A 25,239-nucleotide genomic window follows, 5' to 3' on the forward strand; every position below is an offset into this window, starting at 1 on the left:
TGTCTTCATATAGCTTAAGATCAATAGAATCGTGTAACACTAGAACAATAACTTTGCTTAGGACAAAACGTAGATATAAGATCCAGATGACTACAAGTAGCATCAGTAAAGCGAGTATTAAACCCCACCGTTTTGTTTCAGGTTGACGTTCTAAAAAAATTGCTAATGCTCCTATAATCATTGATATAATATAACTTAACTGACTAATAGTCTCAATTTGTAGAAGAATATTCTCTGTCGCTGAACCAACTATTTTTTTTACTAATTTCATAAATTACTCTCTTATTCCTCTGCTCCTAAATATTTCTTCGCTTCCTGAACATAGAAAAGCTCGGGATTTTCATGGGCGATACTTTCAAACAAACTACGGGCACGTTCTTCATCTCCTTTTAATTGGGCATTGAGGGCGCCATAATAAGAAAACATGATTCGAGCTAACTTACTTTCTGGTTCAGTGGTATCGAAGTAGTCGTTTGATTTTTTCTTTAAAACAATATCCTCTATAGCTTTTATTATGTTTATTACATTCGTCTTCCTAGCAACCTGAGAATTTGTTCGAACTTTTAATGTAGCTAACATATCGATTTGGTTCGAAATTTCTTCTGCCCTATCAGCATGGATAAGTGAAAGAATCTTAAAGTAAGTTGTTGATAATTCGATTTCAAATTTCTTATTAAAATTTTTACCCTCAAAATTTATTCGTTCCAAATTATCAAGTGTTTCTTCAAACTTTCCTTGGTAGTATAGCGATTGGGCAATAGCTAGTAAACAATTTGCATTATTGAACAGCTGTTGTGACTTAACCGAGTGTTCAGCTACATAACGATAATAACTTATGTGCTTGTCGAAATTAATATCTGTCAAAAAGATATTATCTACAGCTAATTTAACCAGTTTATTGTTTAATGAAATCAATGTCTCAAACCCAAAACATACTACCGTATAAGTAATGAATTTCATAAAATTCATTTCCCCACCTTTAAATAATTCAACAACCATGCCTATAAATGCTAGACAAACTATAGGAAATAAGCAAATGTATACCATTTTTGTCAAATTATATAATTTTGGAATTTCAAATCCAGATATTTTCAACGAATAGTTATTTAATATTTCCTTCACCATTATCCTCCATTGTAGAACTTAAATATAAGAAGGCGCTCGCTATTACTGGAGCTGCTATCGAGACTCCAAATCCAAATGTAGATGCACTAACTGTGACACCATAAATTAAAGCACCAATAACAAAAGCTGTAGCAACTACTACTTTCCCCGCTTTTAATATCTGTTCTCCATGATCCACAGCATAGTCAAATGTCCTTTGGAGATGATCCACCGTTCTTACCCCCGTCTCATTAGTCGTCTTAACTGTTGCGTAGTCTTGTTTGACCTGGTTATGTTCTTTCACATAAGTCACGCGGTAGCCATCCTCTGACTTAGTTCCAACCTCAACCGAGCGATTCTTATAGCCAAAGCCAATGGAAAGATTAGGCGCGAGTTTACTATAGCTTGAACTAATTTTGTCTGCTAGACTGAACTCACTTGTAACTGAATAATCCTTAATCGCTACCTTTCTCTTAAGGTTTACATTTTCATCTAGAAAATCTGTACTCAAACCTCCAACGCTATACTCTCCTTCTTGACTTAACTTACCATCTTTATATTTAGTGTTAAAAGTGATGGCACTATCCCCTTTAAAGTGCCCTTTTATCTGGATCTTGCTCTTGAAATAGTGTTGACCATTGTCATATACTGTTATCTCCTTCTCAAACGTAACTTCATGCCCTTTCAAGAAATCAATCAACTCCTTAGGTTTCCTACCGCCATTCCCATGGGAGGCAAGAGAGATTGTTCTACCCAAGGTCTGTAGTTCCTGCCCACTCATTTGGCTCAAGTCAAAGGCCGTTTCTGGATTATAATGTCGAATATAACGGATTAGCTCCTCATGCAGAGCTTTAGAATTCTCGATCTGTTGATCCCGTAACTTCGTGTCCTGAAAAATCGCAAGGGCTACCACATTATGATAAGGATCTGTCATGCCAACAGCTTTGCGAGACCGACTCAAACCACTTGCAATTGTGGAGAGGGTAGTGGTCACGCCACTCCCCAACAGTTCACCATTAAATGCTTCCATCTGGCTTTCAGTTGTACGAAGAGATTGCAGGGCTTCTTCCTTCTGGCTTTTGATATCTGCGGAAGAAGGATTGCTGATGCCAACCATACCTCCAATTGCAGAGTAAGCTATTGTCAGATCTGGATGGGCAAATTTTACCAGTGACCAGTCTACCTAATCTTTATTATAACATTTTCTCATCATATAGAAAATCCTAGAATAGAATTCTAGGATTTGTATGTCATTTTTTAAAATCATCTACACTGAAGTGCTCATAGGTGATTTTTGAGACTTCCTCATCATAACGACTCAAAAAGTCTTGAAATCTACGATCGATGTAACCGAAGAATAGAACTTCATCTATATCCTCTTTGTTAAAGAAGATAATGTTTTGATTAACAAGCCCTAGTGGAAGACTGACAGCCCCAAAGTCAAAATAACCTTGCTTGCCGTCCTTTTCAGTAACTGGACAATGATTAACAATCATGACAGGCTCCACACCTTCTCTCACTCGAACAACACTTCCAATCGGTAAAGCTGTACGTTCTGACATCAGTTTTCTCCTTCTAAATATTTCTTCGCTTCCTGCACATGGAAAAGCTCTGAGTTTTCATGTGCTATACTTTCAAACAAACTACGGGCACGCTCTTCATCTCCTTTTAGCTGTGCATTGAGAGCGCCGTAATAAGAAAACATGATTCGAGCTAGCTTACTTTCTGGTTCAGTAATGTCAAAGTAGTCGTTTGCTTCTTTATTGAATACAATATCTTTTATTGCTTGGGCTTGAGCAACAAGTTTAGCTTTGCCTCCTTTAAAATCTGGTGCCTTGGACAATTGTTCCTCAAAGAAAGCAATATCTTGCGCATCTTGAAGATGAATGGAAACTTTTAATAGTTCAAAGTTTGATATTAAAAACACATGGTTTCTGAATCTCTTCCAAATTTTCTTCAAATCATATTTGGACATGTTTTCCTTAGCTGATTGAAAATCTCCTTTTAGATAAGCCACTTGACCTTGGATAAATTGGTAATACTCACGATATGTTGCTCTAAAGGGCTTAATAGATTTTTCTGATTGAACTCTGAACATGTCTACATAGAGCTTAAGATTAATAGAATCGTTTAACACTAAATCAATAACTTTTCTAGATACAAATCTTAAATAAAATACAAAGCCGAGAACTAAAAAGACAATAACTAATAATATGAATCCCAATATTTCCAAATTGCTTTGAAATACTAAGCATACTGCCATCACATCCAAAACAAGTCCAATAATTGAGCAAATTAGAATAGTCCTATCAAGTTGTAAAAGAGTGTTTTCTGTCGCTGAACTAACTATTTTTTTTACTAATCTCATATATTACTCTCATTTCACTAATTCTAAATATTTCTTCGCTTCCTGAACATAAAAGAGTTCTGGATTTTCATGGACAATACTTTCAAACAAGCTACGTGCACGTTCTTCATCTCCTTTTAGCTGAGCATTAAGAGCTCCGTAATAAGAGAACATGATTCGAGCTAGCTTATTTTCTGGTTCGGTAATGTCAAAGAAGTCGTTTGATTTTTTATTGCAATAGATATCAACAATAGCCTTTAAACTCAAAATTTCTTTCTGATATTTTAAAAATTGCGATTGAACATTACTTGTTAGTTCTTCAATTTCTACCTTTAATTCTTGCAATTCTAAACAATCATTCAAATGAACCAAGTTTAGGATGCTATAATACTTGATATGAAATACATAGTAGTGATTTTTGGATTTTTTTAGATTACTATTTTTTATTTTATTCAGCAATTCTAAACTATCTTGGAAGTATCCTCTATAAAAGGATACTCTTGCATTTGCCAAATATTTTGGAAGAATCTGAACATTTCTATTTAAAGAATTTGCATCAGCTCTAGCAACTATATCCTGATACTTTGTTAAATTGATATCCTCAAATAAAATATCAATTAAAGCCCTATCTAGTAATATTTTAGATAGAAGAATAAACAATATAAGAAGGACAAGAAATACTGTTAATAGCTTTGTATAAACAGTCGATGAATGGTTAAAAATATAGACATAAACCATTACTGTTGAAAACACTAAAAAATACAGCAAATATTTAAATATAATTTTAAGAAAAATTAATTCTATTTTATCAGCTGACCATGTTCTAATAATTTCTATAGTTCTTTTCATATAACACTCCTGTTTTTAAGATAATCTCACTCCCCCTTCAGAGCTTCAAATTTCGCTTTCATGGTTGGATTTTTTCGAGTCAATTTTTTGACCGAAACATCTTCCAACTTGTTGTTCGCTAGGCGGAGTTGGTTTTCAGATGTTGTCAGGAACTTCTTAACCTCTTCCATGCGTTTGATAGCCTTGTCAATTTCATCGATAGCTTTGCCAAAGTTAGTCGAAGCTGAGTTATAGTTCTTAGCAAAGGCTAGTTTAAAGGCATCTAAGTCTTCCTCAAAATGCGTAATGTCAATATTTTGCTCTCGAACCAAGGCCAATTCTTGTTTGTATTTGAGAGAATTAAGAGCCGCATTACGCAAGAGTCCAATCAGCTGAATGAAGAACTGGGGACGAACCACATACATCTTTTCATACTCGTGGCTGACGTCTACAATCCCTGTGTTAAAGTAGTCATTATCGGCTTCAAGCATAGTCACCAAAACCGCATATTCACAGTTCTTTTCCCGACGGTCCTTGTCTAATTCCTTGTAAAAATCTGCATTCTTGTGCTTCTTCTCTGTTCCATCTGCTTCATTTTTCATCTCAAACATAATGGAGATAATCTCTACTCCATTTTCATCACATTCACGGAAGATAAAGTCTCCTTTAGAACCACGCGCAGAAACCTTGTTATCCTTCTCAAAGTAAGCATTTGGAAAGGCAAAACTACGGACCTTGTTAAACTCACTTTCAGCATACTGTTCCAGACTTTCCCCGATGGCTTTTGTAGATTGTTGCGCCTTAAAATTCTTGTAAAATTCAACCTGTTCACTGGCTGCCTTGAGCTGGGCTTCGTAGTTTTGCTTAACTGAAGCAAGAGAAAGCTCGTTTTCCTTTTCTTGCAGTAGGAGCTGATTTTTGACCTGGTCTCGTTCTTTTTCTAGGTCAGAAAGGGTCTTTTGCAGTTGATTTTCATGCTCCAAACGCAAGGTCGCCAATTGGTTTTCCAAGGCCTGTACTTCCTTGTCCTTAGCCAATAAGGCCTCATGGCTTGTCTGTTCAACTTCTTTCTTGGCCAATTCTTTTTCTGTATCAAAGTTTTGGATTTGACTCTGTAATTGCGCAATTTCTTGGTCTTTTTGAGCCAGTTTAGTCTGTTGCTCATTCATGGCCTTTTGCTCAGCCAAGGCCAGTTCCTGCTTCATCCGATCGTGCAATTCCTTATCAAACTCTGCTGTTCTCACTTGGGATAAAAGTTCAGCATACTGGCTCTCATTTACTGTAAAGACTTCCCCACAGTTGGGACATTTGATTTCGTTCATATCGTTCCTCTTTCTAGACTTCTGTAACCATTATATCATGCCTAAGGGAAAATCAAAAACAGCGAGTCGAAACCCACTGTTTATCTTCTTTTTCTTTAAATTTTTTCCAAGGCCAAGCGCAAGTCTTCAATCAAATCTTCTACGTTTTCAAGACCGATTGATAAACGAATTTGATTTGGTGTGACACCTGCTGCTTCTAGATCTTTTTCTGACAACTGACCGTGAGTGGTTGTCGCTGGATGGACAACAAGCGATTTAGCATCTGCCACGTTTGCTAGGTCAGAGAATATTTCTAAATGATCAATTACCTTGCGAGCTTCTGCCTCCCCACCTTTGACATGGAAGGTAAAGATTGAGCCAACACCTTTTGGCAAGTATTTCTCAGCCAAGGCATGGTAAGGACTATCTGCTAGTTTTGGATAATTGACCTTTTCTACCTTAGGATGGTTGACAAGGAAATCAACAATTTTCTCTGCATTTTGTACATGACGTTCCACACGAAGTGAAAGGGTTTCAAGTCCTTGGAGCAAGAGAAAGGCATTAAATGGTGACAAGGCCGCACCTGTATCACGAAGCAATTGGACACGGACAGCGATAATAAAGGCTGCTGCACCCACATCACGAGTATAGCTCAAATTGTGGTAGCTTGGGTCTTCCTCAACAAATTGAGGGAATTTCCCTGAAGCCGCCCAGTCAAAACGCCCGCTATCGACAATCACTCCACCAATAGTCGTACCATGCCCACCGATAAACTTAGTCGCAGAGTGAATAGCAATATCTACACCGTGAGAAAAAACGTTAATCAAATAAGGTGTTGCAAAGGTATTATCTGAAACGAGTGGAATCTGATGCTTATGAGCAATCTCTGCCAATTTTTCCAAATCTGGAATGTTAATCAAGGGGTTGCCCAAGGTTTCAATCAAGACAAGCTTGGTATTGTCATTGATAGCTGCTTCTACTTCCTCCAAATTATCCACGTCCACAAAGGTTGTTGTGATACCATAACGAGGAAGGGTTTCCTTCAAGAGGTTGAAGGTCCCGCCGTAAATAGTTGATGCCGCTACTACATGATCACCAGCATGGGCAAGCGCCAAAATCGTATAAGTCACTGCAGCCATACCTGATGCGGTTGCAAGAGCTCCAACACCACCTTCAAGGGCAGCAATTCTTTCTTCAAAGGCAGCTGTTGTGGGGTTGGTGATACGAGTATAAATGTTCCCTGGTTTTCTCAAGGCAAACAAATCGGCACCTTCCTGCGTGTCATCAAAAACAAAGGATGTTGTTTGATAAATCGGCACCGCACGAGACTTGGTAGCTGGATCCACAACTTGACCAGCATGTAGTTGCAAAGTTTCAAATTTAAAATCACGAGTCATAAAACGACCTCCAAATAGTTTGATTAAGGATATTGTAGCACCTTAAGGTATAGTTTACAAATATCAGTTTTCTATATTTTGATATAAGAAATAGCTATTACTCTATTTTAAAAACGAAAAAAGCACGACTCAATCGTGCTCATTTTCTTAATCTACATAAGTATCTTCATTTTTATTGAGGAAGGCATATGGAAGACCCATCAAGAGACCACCACCGATCAAGTTCCCAATGAAGGTTACCCCCCAGTGACGAAGCATATTTCCAACACCGAAGTTAGCAATTGAATCAGCAGCAACACTGAATTTTACAATCGCGAAAGAAGCAAAGTTAGCAGCAATGTGCTCGTTTGTTAAGAATACAAACATGTAAATCGCTGATAAAACGAGCCAAAGTTTAGCACCACCATCTTTGACCAAAACAAATGAAAGAATCGCAATATTTACGAAAATATTTGCCAAAATCGCCTCAAGCAAGATTAATTCATTTGAACGGCCTAACTTCATCTCAACAACACCTGAGATGAAACTATCGTGAGTCAGATTTGCATAGGCTGCCGAATGAGCAAAGCCCCAACCTGCTATTAAAGCCCCGATAAGGTTAAACAAGGTACAGTAAAGTAAAATCTCAGCTGTTTTTCTCCAAGAGATTTTTTTCAAGAAACTACCAGCAGTCAAAAACATCATGTTTGATGTTACCAACTCGGCATTCAAGAAAACAATGTAGGCCAAGCCCCAAGCAAAGACAAATGGGAAGAGGAAGCGTCCACTACCTGGTGCAATTTTATTAATCAAGTCAGCCCCAACTGCACCAGCAGCTGTACTGAAGGTTAAAAATGCACCTGCGAACATAGAACGAATCGCATACTTAAATTTGCTTTGACTATAAAGACTTTCCTTCTTCTTGCAAGCAAATTCAATCTTTGAGATAAATTCTGAAGAAACCATAATAAACTCCTAAAACTTTTATTTGTGATAATTATAACATAAAATAGCTATAATGAAAAGCCTTTCCTAATTGTATTTTTTCTAAATTTTAAAATTTCAGAAATCGTTTACATTGTTTTAATAACAAACTTTTAGAAGTTTTAATCATCAGAATATTGAGTTTGCATGGAATAACTTTTATTCTATTTAATATATTTTGTTATTACAATTTACAAAACGATTTTCTCTGCAAGCCTATTTTATAAAAGAAAAAGAGAGAATTGTTCTGATTCTCCCTAATAAACTGATTCTTCTTAATCGACATAAGTATCTTCATTCTTATTTAGGAAGGCATATGGTAAACCGATCAGAAGCCCTCCACCTATAAAGTTGGCAATAAAGGTAACTCCCCAATGTCGAAGGATATTTGGAAGATCAAAGTGAGGTACTTGATCAGCAATCATGCTGAATTTCATAATACTGAAAGAAGCAAAATTGGCAGCGATGTGCTCATTGGACAAGAAGACAAACATTGAAATAGCTGATAAAATGATCCATAGTTTGGCAGCACCATCTTTGACTAATATAGACGAAAGAATGGCAATATTTACAAATACATTGGCAAGAACCCCCTCAAGCAGAACTAACTCACTTGGACGCGCCAACTTCTTAGCTACAAGCTTAGGAAGGAAACTATCATGGGTCAAATGGGAAAATGCTGATGAGTTAGCAAAGGCCCATCCAGCTACCAGGGCACCAATGAGATTAAACAAAGTACAATAGAGTAAAATAATCATTGCCTTTTTCCAATCAATCTTTTTCAAGAACACTCCAGCTGTTAAATACATCATATTTGAAGTTATCAATTCCGCATTTAGAAAGACGATATAGGCCAGCCCCCAAGCGAAAACAAATGGGAAAAGGAAATACCCGCTACTTGGAACAATACTATTTAATAAATCCGCACCAATAGCCCCAGCAGCTGTACTAAAAGTTAAAAAAGCCCCTGCAAACATAGAACGAATAGCATACTTGTACTTACTTTGATTGAAAAGACTTTCTTTTTTGTGGCAATAATAATCTATCTTCGAAATAAACTCTGAAGAACTCATAAATATCTCCTATTTTTTTATATTTATCATTATAACATAAAATATTTGAATAGATAATCATTTTCTTAAATTTATAACATTTGTATTGATTTATACTCTTCGAAAATTTCTTCAAACCACGTCAGCTCTATTTGCAACCTCAAAACAGTGTTTTGAGCAAGCTGCGGCTAGTTTGCTCTTTGATTTTCATTGAGCATTAGCATTACATAGTTTGCTTATAAAGCCATAAAAAGAACCAGTAAAACTAAATGTTTACTGATTCTTTAACTATTAATAACGTTGCTTATATGGTTGATTGAAGGCTGTTAGAACTTCTTCAGGTGTTTGTGAATAGTCTTTTGTATCTTTCAAATCACCTTTTACAATAATACGCTCTGTCGCATCATAGTCCACACAGGTTACAAGCGTGATTTCATCAACACCACTACGATCATCAATCTCATCGACGCGATCTGGCGTCACATGCTTCACTTCACGGATTTCATAGGTATAAACTTTATTCTTATCAGTTAGATAAATTTTCATTCCATTTTTAGCGCGTGCCAGTGGAGAAAAGAGCATTTGACTGGCATTTTCTGCTGTAAAGATGTGGTGGCTCGCAAGGGAATAGTTTCCTTTCCCCATCACTTGATCACGCTTCATTGTACCAGCTCCATAGAAAAGATTGACATTATCAAGTCCCTTAAAAATAGGCAAGTTAATTTCTACCTCAGGAACAGCAATTCCACCGATAACTGGCAATTTTTGCGAATCCCATTGTGAGGATAAGACAGCTTCTGACGAGATGGCTTTTACGGAATCAAAGTCAAAATTCCCTTCTGTATCTTGATTTTCTTCCAATTTTTCTTTTGATACCTGGCTGACTTGGTATTTATTGGTATTCCAAACCATGAACATATCACGAATTTTTGAATTGAAAATCAAAGCCACTGACAAGAGGATTAAAAACCCTGCCAAGATATTGATTAGTAAATTTTTACGGTTTGTTTTCTTTTTGTTCTTTTTATGAGACATTATGCTTCACCTTCTGTTTCGTTTCCTGTCCCAACTTCTTCTTTTTCTGCCGCTGCAACCGTAGTAAAGGTTACAATTTTAGCATCTTGGTCCAGGCGCATCACTTTAACTCCCATAGTTGAGCGACCTGTTTGTGAAATATTGGCAACGTTGGTTCGAATCATGATACCTGTATCAGTGATAATCATCAAATCTTCATCACCTTTAACTGTCATAAGACCAGCAAGGGAACCATTCTTTTCCGTAATTTTAGCAGTTTGCATCCCTTTACCACCACGACATTTAGTTGGATATTCAGTAGCGACTGTACGCTTACCATATCCTTTTTCAGTAATGATAAGAACCTCATCTTGATCAGTAATAACGCTAGCCCCAACTACTGTATCTCCCTCACGGAGATTAACACCTTTCACACCTGTGGCGATACGACTCATGCCGCGAACAGCTGATTGATTAAAACGAACTGCATAACCAAACTTGGTACCAATGATCATATCCGTATCTTCTTCTGTCAATAAGACATTAATTAGCTCATCTTCATCTTTAAGATTCAGTGCTTTAAGTCCATTTTGACGAATGTTAGCAAATTCCTTAACGCTGGTTCTCTTCACAATACCATGACGAGTTGTGAAGAAAAGATAAGCATCATCACTACGTTCAGACTCAACATTGATGATGGTTTGAATACTTTCGCCTTCATCCAATTTCAAAAGATTGACAATTGGCAATCCCTTAGCAGTACGGCCATACTCAGGAATTTCATATCCTTTCAGGCGATAGACGCGTCCTTTATTTGTGAAGAAGAGCAGGTGATCATGAGTGCTAGTCGACACTAACTCACGAACAAAATCGTCATCCTTAACACCAGTTCCTTGAACACCACGTCCACCACGTTTTTGAGCGGTAAACTCAGCTTGGTCCAGACGTTTGATGTATCCTTTGTTAGAAAGAGTGATCAAGACATCCGTTTCTTCAATCAAATCCTCATCTTCGAGGCTTAAGACTTCACCGACCATCAATTCCGTACGACGTTGGTCACCAAATTTACGTTTAACTTCATCTAATTCATCTTTAATGATTTGAGAAACACGTTCCGGCTTAGCTAGAATATCTGCTAAATCCGCAATCAGAGCCAAGAGGTCATCATACTCAGACTGAATCTTATCGCGTTCCAAACCTGTCAAACGACGAAGACGCATATCAAGGATGGCCTGACTTTGACGTTCAGAAAGCTTAAACTTGCTCATCAACTCAGCTTGTGCTTCCGCATCCGTTTCACTAGCACGGATGATACGAATCACCTCGTCGATATGGTCTAGTGCAATTAAGAGACCTTCTAAGATATGAGCACGCGCTTCCGCTTTTTCCTTATCAAAACGGGTACGACGAACAACCACTTCTTTTTGATGCTCAATATAAGCATCCAAAATCTGACGAAGGGACAAAATCTTCGGTACCCCATTTTGGATTGCAAGCATATTAAAACCAAAATTAGTTTGCATCTGGGTCATCTTGAAGAGGTTGTTGAGGATAACATTGGCTGAGGCATCGCGCTTGACTTCAATAACAAATCGAACCCCTTCGCGGTTTGACTCATCACGTACCGCCGTAATACCTTCGATTCGTTTTTCTTGAACCAAACGAACAATATGTTCATGGACCTTGGTTTTATTAACCATGTAAGGAAATTCTGTTACAACGATGCGCTCACGGCCAGTCTTAGTTTCTTCGATTTCAGTACGAGAACGAAGAACAATGGAGCCTTTACCAGTTTCGTAGGCCTTATGAATGCCTGATTTCCCCATAACGAGAGCACCAGTTGGAAAATCTGGCCCAGGCAAGACTTCCATCAAGTCCTTAGTGGTCACTTCAGGATTGTCCATGACCAACTTCACCGCATCAATGGTTTCTCCCAAGTTGTGAGGCGGAATATTGGTTGCCATCCCAACAGCAATACCAGTTGCTCCATTAACCAAAAGGTTTGGAAAGCGCGCCGGCAAGACCAAGGGTTCACGTTCATTTGCATCATAGTTATCAACGAAATCAACTGTATTTTTATTGATATCACGAAGCATCTCCAGAGCAATCTTGCTCATGCGTGCCTCGGTGTAACGCTGGGCGGCAGCACCATCACCATCCATGGAACCAAAGTTCCCATGGCCATCCACAAGCATGTAACGGTAACTCCACCATTGAGCCATACGGACCATGGCTTCATAGATAGAGGAATCTCCGTGTGGGTGATATTTACCCATGACATCCCCTGTAATACGAGCAGATTTTTTATGTGGTTTGTCTGGAGTAACACCCAGTTCATTCATTCCGTAGAGAATCCGACGGTGAACGGGTTTTAAGCCATCTCGAACATCAGGAAGGGCCCGCGCAACGATAACGCTCATGGCATAATCGATAAAGCTGGTCTTCATCTCCTTTGTCAGATTGACATTCACTAAATTTCTATCCTGCATTAATAAATGCCTCATTTCACTATTAGTAATTAACTATATTATACCATAATGTCCTCTATATTTCAGGTATCTAAAATCGCTAAAACGTTTACATCAAGAACTGCAAAGCATATCCGTGACAAAGCTTTTTAAAAGTGATAAAATTAAAATAACTGGGGAAATCCCTAAATAAAATTAAGGAGATGTTTAGAATAATGACTTCAACTAAACAACACAAAAAAGTTATCCTTGTCGGTGATGGTGCTGTAGGTTCATCTTACGCATTTGCTCTTGTTACTCAAGGAATCGCACAAGAACTTGGTATTATTGAAATTCCTCAATTGTTTGAAAAAGCAGTTGGTGACGCTGAAGACCTTAGCCACGCCCTTGCATTTACTTCACCAAAGAAAATCTACGCTGCTAAATATGAAGACTGTGCGGATGCTGATCTTGTTGTTATCACAGCTGGTGCTCCTCAAAAACCAGGTGAAACTCGTCTTGACCTTGTAGGTAAAAACCTTGCTATCAACAAATCAATCGTAACACAAGTTGTTGAATCAGGTTTCAAAGGTATCTTCCTTGTCGCTGCTAACCCAGTTGACGTCTTGACTTACTCAACTTGGAAATTCTCTGGATTCCCTAAAGAACGTGTTATCGGTTCAGGTACTTCACTTGACTCAGCTCGTTTCCGTCAAGCACTTGCTGAAAAAATCGGTGTTGATGCTCGTTCAGTCCATGCCTACATCATGGGTGAACACGGTGACTCTGAGTTTGCTGTTTGGTCTCACGCTAACGTTGCAGGTGTTAAATTGGAACAATGGCTACAAGCTAACCGTGACTTAGATGAAGCTGACCTTGTAGAACTTTTCATCTCAGTTCGTGACGCTGCTTACTCAATCATCAACAAAAAAGGTGCTACATACTACGGTATCGCTGTCGCCCTCGCTCGTATCACAAAAGCAATCCTTGACGACGAAAATGCAGTCCTTCCACTTTCTGTATTCCAAGAAGGTCAATACGGTGTTGAGAACGTCTTTATCGGTCAACCAGCTATCGTTGGTGCACACGGTATTGTTCGTCCAGTAAATATCCCATTGAACGACGCTGAAACACAAAAAATGCAAGCATCTGCTAAAGAATTGCAAGCTATCATTGACGAAGCATGGAAAAACCCAGAATTCCAAGCTGCTTCTAAAAACTAATTTAGATAGAAATAACTCCTTGACTCATCAGGGAGTTATTTTTTATCTCTATCTTAACTAAACATTTTATGAAGTTTATGTAAAAAACAACATAACTTTAAAAGCTATCATGTCACAGTTTGGGCATAAATCCGAAAAACCACCAATTAGATCTATACTCACGTTACAAAAGGTCTGGAGTAAGCAGTGCTTGACGCACTTGATACTGTCGCATTAAATCGAAAGTAAAAAGTTTTGCCCCATTTTTGCCCCATGGACAAAAAAAGCCCATCATACAGGCTAGAAAGCTTAATATGATAGGCTTTTTATTTTAATTAACGTACTGTGCGGATACGCATTGTGTTTGTACGTACAGCTTCTCCAAGTGGTACACCAGCTACGATAACGATATCATCACCAGATTGTACAAGACCTGCTTCAACTGCTTTACGTTCAGCAATTTCAAACATATCGTCAGTTGATGATGGAGCATCTGTCAACATTGGGATAACACCCCAGTTCAACATCAATCCACGTTCTGTCAATTCGTCGAATGTCAATGCCAAGATATCAGCATTTGGACGGTATTTAGAGATCAAACGTGCAGTGTGACCTGTCTTAGTAAGAGTTACAACCAATTTAATGTCCATTGAGTTAGTAGCATCTTTAACAGCTGAAGCCATTACTTCTGTCTTAGAGTTACGTTCAAATGAATCTGAGTTCAAGCGACCGTATTCGTTAAGAAGAGTTTGAGCGTTCTTGTCGATTGTAGCCATTGTAGTTACTGACTCAAGTGGGTATTTACCGTTTGCAGACTCACCTGAAAGCATTGTTGCGTCAGTTCCATCGATAACAGCGTTAAATACGTCTGATACTTCTGAACGAGTTGCACGTGGTTTTTCAGTCATTGTTTCAAGCATGTTTGTTGCAGTGATAACAACTTTACCTGCAGCGTTCACTTTAGTGATGATCATTTTTTGGTAAACTGGAACCATTTCGAATGGTACTTCGATACCCATGTCACCACGAGCGATCATGATACCATCAGCAGCTTCGATGATTTCATCCAAGTTATCGATACCTTGTTGGTTTTCGATTTTAGCGAACAATTGAACGTGTCCGTTTCCAGTTTCTTTACAGATTGCACGAACTTCGTTCACATCTTTTGCAGTACGTACGAATGAAATCGCGATGAAGTTGATACCTTGTTCAAGACCGAAACGGATATCGTCGTTATCACGTTCAGCAAGTGCTGGGAAAGGAATTTTAGTGTTAGGGATATTTACACCTTTTTGTTTAGCAATAACACCGTCATTTTCCACTTCAACTTCAAATTCACGAGTTGAATCATCTTTAGCAACAACGAGAAGACCAAGTTTACCATCGTCAATCAAAACTTGACGACCAACTTCAACATCATCATAGATATCAAGAGCGCCAGCAACGTTCAATGCGATTACATCACGAGTTGATTTGATTCCTTGTTTAGTTGCAACACGGATTTTTTCACCAGTTGTGTAAGAGTACTCTTTTGCATCTCCTTCAAACAATTCAGTACGGATTTCTGGTCCTTTTGTATCAAGAAGGAAACCAACTTTTTTACCTGCAAGTTTTTCAGCAAGTTTAACAGTTGCCATACGGTCACCTTGTTCTTGGTGGTCACCGTGTGAGAAGTTGAAACGGAATGTGTTAGCACCAGCTTCAATCAATTTAGCAATGTTTTTAGCTGAAGCTTCAACATCAAGTTTTTCGCCCCAGTATCCGTCATCACCGAATTTTTTACCACCACGGATTTCTACCGCAGGTCCCAAAGTTGCAACGATTTTTACACGTTTGTTCATGATTTTTGTGACTCCTTTATATATATGACCTTTTTGGTCTTATTAACTAAATTATAAATTATGACAAGCTCTTATTCAAGCTAGATAGCTCAAGGTCAGCCTTGTGTGGGTTGTTAACCACAATCTTACCATCTGCAGTGAGGCTAAACAATGCTCCTTCTTCTGCAGTTCCAAGAATTGGGTTTTCAACCATTTTCTCATTACGGATACCAACCGCAACACCACCGATACCTTCTTTAAGAAGTTTAACAGCATGTGCACCCATACGTGATGCTAAAACACGGTCACGCGCAGTTGGAGAACCACCACGTTGAATATGTCCAAGTTCTGTCACACGAAGGTCGCTTGTATCCCCAGCTTCTTTTAGTTTTTGACCAAATTCAGCTGCAGACATCACACCTTCTGCCAAGACGATGATGTTGTGTTTTTTACCACACTCATAACCACATTTAATGCTTTCTACGATATCTTCAATCTTGAAGCCTTCTTCAGGAATGATGATTTCATCAGCACCAGTTGCGATACCTGCCCAAAGAGCGATATCACCTGCGTTACGTCCCATAACTTCGATAACAAAAGTACGACGGTGACTTGATGACGTATCACGAATCTTATCGATAGCGTCCATAGCAGTCGTAACCGCTGTATCAAAACCGATTGTAAAGTCAGTACCAACGATATCGTTATCGATTGTACCTGGAAGACCGATAGCTGGGAAGCCATGTTCAGTCAAACGCATAGCACCGTGGTAAGATCCGTCACCACCGATAACAACTACACCTTCAATCCCGTGTTTTTTCAATTGCTCAATGCCTTTAAGTTGCCCTTCAAGTTGAGCGAACTCTGGGTAGCGAGCTGAGTGAAGGAAAGTACCACCACGAGAAATGATGTCTCCTACTGAAGCTGCATCTAGGGGATGAATTTCACCGGCAACCATACCAGCATATCCATCATAGATACCAAACACTTCCATTCCTTCTGAAATTGCTTGACGAACAACTGCTCGGATGGCAGCGTTCATACCAGGGGCGTCTCCACCACTAGTCAAAACAGCAATACGTTTCATTTGGTTATGCTCCTTTTTCTTTTAACATTCTTACTGATTATACCACATTTACATTGAAAATTCTTCTATTTTCCGTAATTTTAGCGATAAATCGTTTTCATAACGATTTCATCCAATTTCACTTCTAATTCATCAGATTTAGCTACAAAATGGTTGGGAGAAACAATTGTTCTCTGTTCCTCTTCATACCTGATAATGACTGGGATTGGGCCTTTATACTGGTCTAAAATACGTGACATCTCTTGATCCGAGTCATGATTCTTCACCTGAATCCAGAAGCGTTCAGCCACTGCTTCTCTTATTTCTTGTGCAATCATTTGCAGACGACCGTCACGTGACTGGACTTTCCCTTTGATATAGTAGAAGGCTCCTTCTCTTACTTCCTGTCCAACCTGTCGATATAAATCTGAAAAAAGTGTAACATCCAATTTTTTCTTACTGTCATCTACCTGTAAGAAAGCCATGTTTTCGCCCTTTTTGGTACGAATTACTTTTATTTTCTGAACTTCAACCAAAATAATAGCGTAGCTATTTTCTGACAAATTTCCAATTGGGGTAATCGGATAAATAACCTTACTTGCAATAGCTTGTAGAGGATGTTTGCTCACGCCTACTCCTAGAAGCTCTTGTTCCATGTAGAATTTTTCTTGCTCCGACCAGTCCTCCGAATCTTGCCAACTATAAATGGTCTCTCCAAATAAGCTTCCTAACACTTTCACAAATTCAAATAGATTAGCTAAATTATTGAATACTTTTTGACGATTTTTTTCAAATGAATCGAAAAGACCAACTTTTACCAAAGGTTCCAGCAAGGGAAGTTTCAAATAATTCTCAGGTAGTTTAGATAAAAAATCTTCAATGTTAGAATAGGGTCGATGTTCGATAATCCAAAGCGCCAAATCCTTGCTGAGCCCCTTAATCGATTTCAAACCTAGATAGATAGACTTGTTGGCAATTTTATCGTGATAGGGAATAGTATTGATGGACAATGGGGCTACTTCAAAACCTGCTTCTAAGGCATCTGTTACATAATCACTGTTGGCAGAATTCAACATAATCTGATAAAAGATGGCTGGATAATGTGTTTTAAAATAAGCCAACTGGAAGGCCAAGGCTGAGTAGGCGTAGGCGTGTGACCTGTTAAATCCATAACCTGCAAACTTCTCCATAACATCAAAAACCTGCTCTGCTTTTTCCGCAGTATGACCAGCTTCTATGGAGCCTTGAATAAAGGAAGTCCTCATCTCATGCATAGCAGAGGCATCCTTTTTCCCCATAGCTCGACGCAAAATGTCGGCCTTCCCAAGACTAAATCCAGCAAATCGCTGAGCAACCTGCATAACCTGCTCCTGATAGAGCATAATGCCATAAGTTGGAGCCAAAATATCCTCCAGTGCTGAATCTAGAACAGTCACTTCTTCCTGCCCATGCTTTCTTGACACAAAATTATTGATGTAGTCACTTGCACCTGGTCGATTTAGAGAAGTAGTTGCTACGACATCTTCAAAACAGACTGGCTGCACACGCTTGAGCAGGCGAATAGCACCAGGTTGTTCAAATTGAAAGATACCTTTTGTATTACCAGAGGCAAATAAAGCTAGGGTGTCGTTGTCTTCTAAATCGATTTCTTCAATTTTAAGGTGAATACCTTCTGATTCAGCAAGCAACTCTTGCATCTTCTGGACAAAGGTCAAATTTCTTAATCCCAGGAAATCCATCTTCAAAAGTCCACTTGCTTCAACTCCATGAGCATCATACTGAGTCAGTGGAATTTCATCACCATGCTTCAGAGGGATGTAGTTGGTCAAATCTTGGTCACTGATCACAACACCAGCTGCATGGACAGAGGTTTGTCTTGGATAGCCCTCAATCTTGCAAGCAATTTCAAAGGCTTTTTGGTATTCTAACTTACTATTAATTTGCTGACGAAACTGAAGGTTCCCTTCATAGGCTGACTTAAGATTATCACGAAAACTGATTTTCTTGGTAATTGCAGATAATTCATACTCTGGCACACCAAAACGTTTTAAGACATCTCGAAGAGCTTGCTTAGCACCAAAAGTAGAAAAGGTAACGATTTGAGCCGCATGTTTACTGCCATATTTATTACCAACATATCTGATAAAATCTGGACGATAAATATCTGGGATATCAATATCAATATCAGGCATGGTATAGCGTTCACGATTGAGGAAGCGTTCAAAAATCAGATTTTTCTCTACTGGGTCAATCCCTGTAATGTCTAAAGCATAGGAAACCAAGCTACCAACTGCAGAACCTCGTCCCATTCCCATATAATAGCCATTCGAACGTCCAAAACGCAACAAATCCCAGACAACCAAGAAATAATCATCAAAGCCCATATCATGAATAACAGCCAATTCTTGGTCGAGACGGTCTTGATATTCTTTACTAGTCAACCCCTTCTGAGCAAGCCCCAATTCAGCACGCTCTCTCAACTCTTCTACTGCTGGTCTAGCTGGATTAAAACGAGGCAGTTTCAGACTAGTATCCAAGTTATAAGAGATACCTGAAATCAGCTTTTCTAAGTTTTCCAAGGCTTGAGGAAAACGTTCTTGGAATAGTTTCTCTAAAGAACTTGCTGATATAAAAACATCTTGTCTCGAACGCAAGGGAACTTCTCTGAGCGGTATATTTTCTTTAATCGCTGTTAATACTTGAAGAACTTCTCTATCCTTACTTTCAAATGTATTGACCCGATACAATGGCAAAATAGGATGGTGAAATTCGCTGGCCAGCGTTTCTGGGTAAACCCCTATATAGTAATCACAGCCTAGATTTAACAACTCAAGTTCTTCAAAATAAGGCACAATTACCGTAATATCCTCTAGATACTGAGATAGAACTGACCAACTTTTCTCCCCCTGCATCTTGGCTGTTGAAAGTTTCATCAACTGCTGATAGCCCACACTAGATAGAGCTAAAAAGCGCAGATTCACATCCTTGTCATCTACAAGCACATTCATTTCAAGCCCTAACAAAGGATGAATGCCGTATTTTTTTGTAACCTCTAGAAAGTCGAAAGCCCCATAAAGATTGTCAATATCCATCATAGCCAGATGAGTGTATCCATAGTCTTTTGCTACTCTCACATACTTGTCAATCGAAATGACGCTCTCCATAAAACTATAGACTGTTTTTGTATCTAGTTGTGCGATCAATTTACACTTCTCCTCTATCGTTCTCACTATATTATACCATTTTCTTTAAATTTCTATTAGTATTACTGATGCTTTAATATCTGATAACTCAAATCATAGTTGACTAGACGATCCTTGCCCGATTTTCAACAGCATCGCTAATATTTTTGTATTTAAGCTTATCATTTTACATGTTTATTTCATAAATACTTATTTTTATTTATTATAATTTCTGTTAATTTTTATAGTTTCTTTTCTCTCTATTTTTTGATATAATAACCTCAATATATTTCATAAATAGGAGGTTTTATGCGTTTTAATCAATTCAGCTATTTTGCGCTACCTAGAGATACAATTATCTTTGAATTAAAAAAGTATGGATTCGATTTACCGGTCAATATTACAAATAAAAAAACGCTTGAAGCGTTTCTTATTCGTTTCTTTTTTAATTACAAAGATAGCACCTATCCCCTATCCAGTTTAGCAGTTGATAAAGAAACTGACTTACTGACATTTTTTCAGTCAGACAAAGAACTGACTGCAGATATTTTCTATACTGTAGCCTTTCAACTTTTAGGTTTTTCTTATTTGGTTGACTTTGAAGACAGTGATGTTTTTCGTAAAGAGACTGGTTTTCCCATTGTATATGGTGACTTGATTGAAAATCTCTATCACTTACTCAATACTCGCACTAAAAAGGGGAACACTCTTATCGACCAACTTATCAGTGACGGTCTTATTCCTGAGGATAATGACTATCACTACTTTAACGGCAAGAGTTTGGCTACTTTTTCTAGCCATGATGTCATTCGTGAAGTTGTTTACGTTGAGACTCGTGTCGATACTGACCGAAAAGGGCTACCAGACTTAGTCAAGGTCAGCATTATTCGTCCTCGTTATGACGGGCAAATCCCTGCTATCATGACTGCAAGTCCCTATCATCAGGGAACAAATGATAAAGCCAGCGATAAAGCTCTTTACAAGATGGAGGGCAATCTCGAGGTTAAACCTGCTCACAAGATTGAGCTAGAGGAACCTCAACTAAATCTCGTCCAACCTCAAGGTCAAGCTGAGCTTGTGTCAGAAGCTGAGGAAAAGCTAACGCACATCAACGCTAGCTATACTCTCAACGACTACTTCCTTCCACGAGGTTTTGCCAATCTCTATGTCTCAGGTGTTGGTACCAAAGACTCTACTGGTTTCATGACTAACGGAGACTACCAGCAAATCGAGGCTTATAAAAATGTCATTGACTGGCTCAATGGTCGCTGCCGTGCCTTTACTGACCATACGCGCCAGCGTCAAGTCAAAGCTGACTGGTCAAACGGAAAAGTTGCCACAACTGGACTTTCCTATCTAGGTACCATGTCCAATGGTCTGGCGACTACAGGTGTAGATGGTTTAGAGGTTATCATTGCCGAGGCTGGCATTTCTTCATGGTACAACTACTACCGTGAAAACGGTCTGGTGACTAGCCCAGGTGGTTATCCAGGTGAGGACTTTGACTCCCTTGCTGAACTAACCTACTCTCGTAATCTCTTGGCTGGTGACTATATCCGTGGTAATGAGGCTCACCAAGCTGACTTAGAAAAAGTAAAAGTGCAACTGGATCGCAAATCTGGTGACTATAATCAGTTTTGGCATGATCGCAATTATCTGCTCAATGCCCATAAGGTAAAAGCAGAGGTTGTCTTTACTCATGGTTCTCAGGATTGGAATGTCAAACCACTTCATGTTTACCAGATGTTTCATGCTCTTCCAGCTCATATAAACAAGCACCTCTTTTTCCATAATGGCGCTCATGTGTACATGAACAACTGGCAGTCCATTGACTTTCGTGAATCCATGAATGCCTTATTGACTAAGAAATTACTGGGAGAAGATACAGATTTTCAACTCCCTACTGTCATTTGGCAGGATAATACAGCTCCTCAGACTTGGTTATCACTTGATACCTTCGGTGAGCAAGATAACTTTGAAACATTCTCACTTGGTCAAGAAGAGCAAGTTATTCAAAACCAGTATTTAGATAAGGATTTTGAGCGTTATGGTAAGACATACCAGACCTTCAATACGGAACTCTATCAAGGGAAAGTCAATCAGATTACTATTGACCTTCCTGTGACCAAGGATCTCCACCTGAACGGTCGTGCCCAACTCAATCTTCGTATCAAATCCAGTACAAATAAGGGGCTCTTATCTGCCCAACTGCTAGAATTTGGACAGAAGAAATACCTACAACCTTATCCAGCTGTATTAAGTGCTAGAACCATTGACAACGGTCGCTACTACATGTTGGAAAATCTTAACGAATTGCCTTTTCGTGAAAATGCACAACGCGTCGTGACAAAAGGCTACCTCAATTTACAAAATAGAAATGATTTACTGTTAGTAGAGGATATTACTGCAGATGAATGGATGGATGTGCAATTTGAACTGCAACCAACTATTTACAAGTTAAAAGAAGGAGATACTCTTCGTTTAGTCCTCTATACTACTGACTTTGAAATCACAATCCGTGACAATACCGCTTACCACCTGACTGTTGATCTTGAACAGTCTACACTTATCCTACCTTATCAAAAGGTATAATATATTAGAATTTCAATACGGAACTATTTCCACTTGAACAGTTGAAACAAACATAAACTTTGGGTCAACTTCAATCCCAATATGGGCTTATGATAGGTCTACACGGGAGCTTAGACAAAAGATACTAAGACCCTAACCAACATATGTACTCATTAATAACACTCGCTACCACTCCACATGTTGGACAATCTCTGTGAATTGACATTAATCGTAAATTCACAACAAGTCGTGACAAAAGGCTACCCTAATTGAATGATTTACTGTTAGTAGAGGACACCAATGTAGATAAACGGATAGATACCCAATTCATCTACACCCAACTAGTGACAAGTTAAAAGAAGGAGATTTCCTCCGTATAGTTCTCTATACTACTGACTTTGAAATCATCATACGTGACAATACCGCTTACCACTCGACTGACGTTCTCGTTCAGTCCACGCTTTCTGTACCTTGTACAAGGAGTAATATTTTATGAATAAATCTGAACACCGACACCAACTCATACGAGCTCTTGTAACTAAAAACAAGATTCATACACAGGCTGAGTTGCAAGCCCTTCTTGCTGATAACGACATTCAAGTTACCCAGGCAACTCTCTCACGCGACATAAAAAATATGAACCTGTCAAAAGTACGTGAAGAAGACAACTCTTACTACGTGCTCAATACAGGCTCTATCTCAAAATGGGAGAAACGTCTCGAAATCTACATGGAAGATGCTCTTGTCTTGATGCGCCCAGTTCAACACCAAGTCCTATTAAAAACACTTCCTGGACTTGCTCAATCCTTTGGTTCTATCATTGATGCTTTAAGTTTCTCTGACGCTATCGCTACTCTCTGTGGTGATGATGTCTGCCTTGTCATCTGTGAAGATGCAGAAGCTGCCCAAAGATGCTTTGAAGAACTGAAAAAATTCGCTCCACCATTTTTCTTTGAAGAATAACAAAATTCCGTGTCCTGATGAGGCACGGAATTCTTTTATATTCTTTACTGAGATGGATTTTCTTTTTTAGTTCGTGCTAATCTCAGAGCACGATTTGGATTGAGACGATTAAATAGTTCTTCCAATTTCTTTTCATTCCAAACATCTGCGGCGGAAACAAAATTGCCATCCGCATCTCGGAAAGATATCGGTTTATCTCCCATATCAGTCTCCTAGTCTACAAATTCAAACTCAAATTTACCAATGCGGACCAAATCACCATCTTTAGCTCCACGCGCACGAAGGGCTTCATCAACGCCCATACCACGAAGCTGGCGAGCAAATTTCATGACTGATTCGTCACGATCAAAGTTGGTCATATTGAAGAGTTTCATGAGTTTTTCACCAGAAAGTACCCATGTCGCATCGTCATCACGACTAATTTCAAAGGCCTTTTCTTCCTCGTCAAAGCCGTAGTATGCTTCTTCTTCCATATCTGACTCGTCATAGAGCAAGAATTCTGGTGTTTTGTCTAGCAATTCAGCTGTAGCATCCAAGAGCGTTGCCAGACCTTGCTTGGTCAAACCAGAAATCGGGAAGATAGCTGGTAACTCTTCAAATTCGTCATAGTTTTCAGCCAATTTTTTCTTAAATTCTTTAAGATTTTCCTGACTCTCAGGCATATCCATCTTATTGGCTACGATAATCTGTGGACGCTCCATGAGGCGAAGATTGTATGACTCCAACTCCTTATTGATAGCTAGATAATCCTCATATGGATCACGGCCTTCACTAGCTGACATATCAATGATATGGAGGATGACACGTGTACGCTCAATGTGGCGGAGGAACTGAGTCCCCAACCCGACACCTTGACTAGCCCCTTCAATCAAACCTGGCAAGTCCGCTACTGCAAAGGATTCACCTGATTGGGTACGAACCATACCCAGATTTGGCACGATAGTGGTAAAGTGGTAGGCACCAATTTTAGGTTTAGCCGATGTAATAACACTTAAAAGGGTTGATTTCCCAACAGATGGGAAGCCAACTAAACCAACATCTGCCAAGATTTTTAGTTCCAATTGTAACTCACGCTCCTGACCTGGTTCTCCATTTTCAGAGATTTCCGGTGCAGGATTTTTTGGTGTCGCAAAGCGGATATTTCCACGTCCACCACGACCACCGTGGGCAACGATAAATTCTTGCCCGTGTTCAATCAAATCTGTTAAGACCTTGCCAGTCTCTGCATCACGAACAGTCGTACCTTGTGGCACTCGAACTCTAAGGTCCTCTGCACCACGACCATGCATCCCTTTGGTCATTCCTTTTTCACCAGAATCCGCCTTGAAATGACGATTGTATCGGAAATCCATCAAGGTACGTAGTCCTTCGTCTACAACGAAGACCACATTGCCTCCACGACCACCATCACCACCCCAAGGACCGCCATTAGGGACATATTTTTCACGACGAAAGGCAACCATACCATCGCCACCATTTCCAGCCTTGACCTTAATCTTGGCTGTATCTAAAAACATACTCATTTTTTCTTCTCACTTTAAAAAAGGGCTGGGAAATCCCAGTCACAAAATTTTCTTGAACCTATTTTATAGATTACTGAGGGCACCAATTGCAGTTGCAAAAATTCCCAATAAACTTGCTAATAGCATGATAATCACGATAAACAAGGTTATTTTCTCAAACATAGTTTTTTTACGATTTCCATTATCTCCAAATGCCATTTTTCTCTCCTTCATTACATTCTATTTTCTATTATCTTAGCATGAATTGAGCTAGTTTTCAATAGTCAGTTGATACAGGTGCAATAATCCATAAAATGATATAAGCTACAACTCCTGCCCCATAACAAAAAGCAAGAACACCCCATATTACACGAACAATAGTCGGATCAATATCAAAATAATTTGCCACTCCAGCACATACTCCAGCAATTTTTTGATCACTACCACTTCTCATCAATTGTTTTTTCATAGCTGTTCCTC

21 protein-coding genes and 2 pseudogenes are annotated in these 25,239 nt (G+C 38.9%); 4 read left to right on the top strand and 19 right to left on the bottom strand.

Going from position 1 to position 25,239, the window contains the following annotated elements; translation table 11 throughout:
* The 12 genes and pseudogenes from RYK12_RS07135 to gyrA all read right to left on the bottom strand — a co-directional run.
* A pseudogene (locus RYK12_RS07135) lies at window positions 1–271 on the bottom strand (hypothetical protein); the annotation flags it as partial.
* A gap of 11 nt (window positions 272–282) precedes the next feature.
* Complete coding sequence (locus RYK12_RS07140) at window positions 283–1,125, bottom strand: hypothetical protein (RefSeq protein ID WP_261267042.1); 843 nt, start codon at window positions 1,123–1,125, stop codon at window positions 283–285.
* Window positions 1,103–2,221 carry a hypothetical protein gene (locus RYK12_RS07145; protein WP_314848090.1) on the bottom strand — a complete coding sequence of 373 codons (1,119 nt, stop codon included), beginning with the start codon at window positions 2,219–2,221 and terminating at the stop codon, window positions 1,103–1,105. Before RYK12_RS07145 ends, RYK12_RS07140 begins: the two co-directional genes overlap by 23 nt.
* Before the next feature lie 133 nt (window positions 2,222–2,354).
* Complete coding sequence (locus RYK12_RS07150; RefSeq protein WP_125409819.1) at window positions 2,355–2,666, bottom strand: DUF4176 domain-containing protein; 312 nt, start codon at window positions 2,664–2,666, stop codon at window positions 2,355–2,357.
* Window positions 2,666–3,472 carry a hypothetical protein gene (locus tag RYK12_RS07155; protein WP_314848092.1) on the bottom strand — a complete coding sequence of 269 codons (807 nt, stop codon included), beginning with the start codon at window positions 3,470–3,472 and terminating at the stop codon, window positions 2,666–2,668. Before RYK12_RS07155 ends, RYK12_RS07150 begins: the two co-directional genes overlap by 1 nt.
* A gap of 9 nt (window positions 3,473–3,481) precedes the next feature.
* A complete protein-coding gene (locus RYK12_RS07160) occupies window positions 3,482–4,300 on the bottom strand; it encodes a hypothetical protein (RefSeq protein ID WP_314848096.1) in 819 nt (272 codons plus the stop codon).
* Between the two features lie 26 nt (window positions 4,301–4,326).
* Window positions 4,327–5,601 (bottom strand): DUF2130 domain-containing protein, encoded by a 1,275-nt coding sequence (locus tag RYK12_RS07165; RefSeq protein WP_314848097.1) that lies wholly within the window; start codon window positions 5,599–5,601, stop codon window positions 4,327–4,329.
* Window positions 5,602–5,696: 95 nt separating this feature from the next.
* Window positions 5,697–6,977, bottom strand: a complete 1,281-nt coding sequence (locus RYK12_RS07170; RefSeq protein WP_000196318.1) for an O-acetylhomoserine aminocarboxypropyltransferase/cysteine synthase family protein — start codon at window positions 6,975–6,977, stop codon at window positions 5,697–5,699.
* A 147-nt stretch (window positions 6,978–7,124) separates the two neighbouring features.
* Window positions 7,125–7,922: a formate/nitrite transporter family protein gene (locus tag RYK12_RS07175; protein ID WP_000254782.1), complete on the bottom strand. Its 798-nt coding sequence runs from the start codon at window positions 7,920–7,922 to the stop codon at window positions 7,125–7,127.
* Between the two features lie 293 nt (window positions 7,923–8,215).
* Window positions 8,216–9,013, bottom strand: coding sequence for a formate/nitrite transporter family protein (locus RYK12_RS07180; protein ID WP_314848101.1), 798 nt, complete (start codon window positions 9,011–9,013; stop codon window positions 8,216–8,218).
* 270 nt (window positions 9,014–9,283) lie between these two features.
* Window positions 9,284–10,027 carry a sortase gene (locus tag RYK12_RS07185; protein ID WP_314848104.1) on the bottom strand — a complete coding sequence of 248 codons (744 nt, stop codon included), beginning with the start codon at window positions 10,025–10,027 and terminating at the stop codon, window positions 9,284–9,286.
* Window positions 10,027–12,495, bottom strand: coding sequence for a DNA gyrase subunit A (gene gyrA / locus RYK12_RS07190; RefSeq protein ID WP_314848106.1), 2,469 nt, complete (start codon window positions 12,493–12,495; stop codon window positions 10,027–10,029). Before gyrA ends, RYK12_RS07185 begins: the two co-directional genes overlap by 1 nt.
* Before the next feature lie 194 nt (window positions 12,496–12,689).
* Between gyrA and RYK12_RS07195 the strand changes: the two genes are divergently transcribed.
* Window positions 12,690–13,676 carry an L-lactate dehydrogenase gene (locus RYK12_RS07195; protein ID WP_033683534.1) on the top strand — a complete coding sequence of 329 codons (987 nt, stop codon included), beginning with the start codon at window positions 12,690–12,692 and terminating at the stop codon, window positions 13,674–13,676.
* A gap of 314 nt (window positions 13,677–13,990) precedes the next feature.
* Here RYK12_RS07195 and pyk read toward each other — a convergent pair whose 3' ends face one another.
* From pyk to RYK12_RS07210, 3 genes are all read right to left on the bottom strand, one after another.
* Window positions 13,991–15,496 carry a pyruvate kinase gene (gene pyk, locus RYK12_RS07200; protein ID WP_314848110.1) on the bottom strand — a complete coding sequence of 502 codons (1,506 nt, stop codon included), beginning with the start codon at window positions 15,494–15,496 and terminating at the stop codon, window positions 13,991–13,993.
* A gap of 58 nt (window positions 15,497–15,554) precedes the next feature.
* Window positions 15,555–16,562 carry a 6-phosphofructokinase gene (gene pfkA / locus RYK12_RS07205; protein WP_000820863.1) on the bottom strand — a complete coding sequence of 336 codons (1,008 nt, stop codon included), beginning with the start codon at window positions 16,560–16,562 and terminating at the stop codon, window positions 15,555–15,557.
* 80 nt (window positions 16,563–16,642) lie between these two features.
* Window positions 16,643–19,744, bottom strand: coding sequence for a DNA polymerase III subunit alpha (locus RYK12_RS07210; RefSeq protein WP_314848112.1), 3,102 nt, complete (start codon window positions 19,742–19,744; stop codon window positions 16,643–16,645).
* A gap of 288 nt (window positions 19,745–20,032) precedes the next feature.
* On the opposite strand from RYK12_RS07210, the gene RYK12_RS07215 reads away from it, so the two are divergent.
* From RYK12_RS07215 to RYK12_RS07225, 3 genes and pseudogenes are all read left to right on the top strand, one after another.
* Entirely contained in the window at window positions 20,033–22,315 is a 2,283-nt protein-coding gene (locus RYK12_RS07215; RefSeq protein WP_314848114.1) for a Xaa-Pro dipeptidyl-peptidase, read from the top strand.
* A gap of 174 nt (window positions 22,316–22,489) precedes the next feature.
* A pseudogene (locus RYK12_RS07220) lies at window positions 22,490–22,790 on the top strand (Xaa-Pro dipeptidyl-peptidase); the annotation flags it as partial.
* Entirely contained in the window at window positions 22,787–23,257 is a 471-nt protein-coding gene (locus tag RYK12_RS07225; protein WP_125443823.1) for an arginine repressor, read from the top strand. The pseudogene RYK12_RS07220 and the gene RYK12_RS07225, both read left to right, overlap by 4 nt.
* 44 nt (window positions 23,258–23,301) lie before the next feature.
* On the opposite strand, the gene RYK12_RS07230 is transcribed toward RYK12_RS07225, so the two are convergent.
* The 4 genes from RYK12_RS07230 to RYK12_RS07245 form a co-directional block, all read right to left on the bottom strand.
* Window positions 23,302–23,460, bottom strand: a complete 159-nt coding sequence (locus tag RYK12_RS07230; RefSeq protein WP_001808548.1) for a hypothetical protein — start codon at window positions 23,458–23,460, stop codon at window positions 23,302–23,304.
* Between the two features lie 9 nt (window positions 23,461–23,469).
* The gene (gene obgE, locus RYK12_RS07235; protein WP_004248745.1) at window positions 23,470–24,780 is read right to left on the bottom strand and encodes a GTPase ObgE; all 1,311 of its coding nucleotides are present in this window, start codon (window positions 24,778–24,780) and stop codon (window positions 23,470–23,472) included.
* A gap of 63 nt (window positions 24,781–24,843) precedes the next feature.
* Window positions 24,844–24,978, bottom strand: coding sequence for a DUF4044 domain-containing protein (locus tag RYK12_RS07240; protein ID WP_314848126.1), 135 nt, complete (start codon window positions 24,976–24,978; stop codon window positions 24,844–24,846).
* A 58-nt stretch (window positions 24,979–25,036) separates the two neighbouring features.
* The gene (locus RYK12_RS07245) at window positions 25,037–25,228 is read right to left on the bottom strand and encodes a PspC domain-containing protein (protein WP_314848130.1); all 192 of its coding nucleotides are present in this window, start codon (window positions 25,226–25,228) and stop codon (window positions 25,037–25,039) included.
* Window positions 25,229–25,239: the final 11 nt, after the last annotated feature.

It is taken from the genome of uncultured Streptococcus sp., from assembly GCF_963518475.1.
Classification (GTDB): Bacteria; Bacillota; Bacilli; order Lactobacillales; family Streptococcaceae; genus Streptococcus.

Bases quoted from the DNA above. Each gene is read 5' to 3' on its own strand.
- RYK12_RS07140 (WP_261267042.1), bottom strand. From the start codon at position 1,125: ATGGTGAAGGAAATATTAAATAACTATTCGTTGAAAATATCTGGATTT.
- RYK12_RS07145 (WP_314848090.1), bottom strand. From the start codon at position 2,221: ATGGTTGGCATCAGCAATCCTTCTTCCGCAGATATCAAAAGCCAGAAG.
- RYK12_RS07150 (WP_125409819.1), bottom strand. From the start codon at position 2,666: ATGTCAGAACGTACAGCTTTACCGATTGGAAGTGTTGTTCGAGTGAGA.
- RYK12_RS07155 (WP_314848092.1), bottom strand. From the start codon at position 3,472: ATGAGATTAGTAAAAAAAATAGTTAGTTCAGCGACAGAAAACACTCTT.
- RYK12_RS07160 (WP_314848096.1), bottom strand. From the start codon at position 4,300: ATGAAAAGAACTATAGAAATTATTAGAACATGGTCAGCTGATAAAATA.
- RYK12_RS07165 (WP_314848097.1), bottom strand. From the start codon at position 5,601: ATGAACGAAATCAAATGTCCCAACTGTGGGGAAGTCTTTACAGTAAAT.
- RYK12_RS07170 (WP_000196318.1), bottom strand. From the start codon at position 6,977: ATGACTCGTGATTTTAAATTTGAAACTTTGCAACTACATGCTGGTCAA.
- RYK12_RS07175 (WP_000254782.1), bottom strand. From the start codon at position 7,922: ATGGTTTCTTCAGAATTTATCTCAAAGATTGAATTTGCTTGCAAGAAG.
- RYK12_RS07180 (WP_314848101.1), bottom strand. From the start codon at position 9,013: ATGAGTTCTTCAGAGTTTATTTCGAAGATAGATTATTATTGCCACAAA.
- RYK12_RS07185 (WP_314848104.1), bottom strand. From the start codon at position 10,027: ATGTCTCATAAAAAGAACAAAAAGAAAACAAACCGTAAAAATTTACTA.
- gyrA (WP_314848106.1), bottom strand. From the start codon at position 12,495: ATGCAGGATAGAAATTTAGTGAATGTCAATCTGACAAAGGAGATGAAG.
- RYK12_RS07195 (WP_033683534.1), top strand. From the start codon at position 12,690: ATGACTTCAACTAAACAACACAAAAAAGTTATCCTTGTCGGTGATGGT.
- pyk (WP_314848110.1), bottom strand. From the start codon at position 15,496: ATGAACAAACGTGTAAAAATCGTTGCAACTTTGGGACCTGCGGTAGAA.
- pfkA (WP_000820863.1), bottom strand. From the start codon at position 16,562: ATGAAACGTATTGCTGTTTTGACTAGTGGTGGAGACGCCCCTGGTATG.
- RYK12_RS07215 (WP_314848114.1), top strand. From the start codon at position 20,033: ATGCGTTTTAATCAATTCAGCTATTTTGCGCTACCTAGAGATACAATT.
- RYK12_RS07225 (WP_125443823.1), top strand. From the start codon at position 22,787: ATGAATAAATCTGAACACCGACACCAACTCATACGAGCTCTTGTAACT.
- RYK12_RS07230 (WP_001808548.1), bottom strand. From the start codon at position 23,460: ATGGGAGATAAACCGATATCTTTCCGAGATGCGGATGGCAATTTTGTT.
- obgE (WP_004248745.1), bottom strand. From the start codon at position 24,780: ATGAGTATGTTTTTAGATACAGCCAAGATTAAGGTCAAGGCTGGAAAT.
- RYK12_RS07240 (WP_314848126.1), bottom strand. From the start codon at position 24,978: ATGGCATTTGGAGATAATGGAAATCGTAAAAAAACTATGTTTGAGAAA.
- RYK12_RS07245 (WP_314848130.1), bottom strand. From the start codon at position 25,228: ATGAAAAAACAATTGATGAGAAGTGGTAGTGATCAAAAAATTGCTGGA.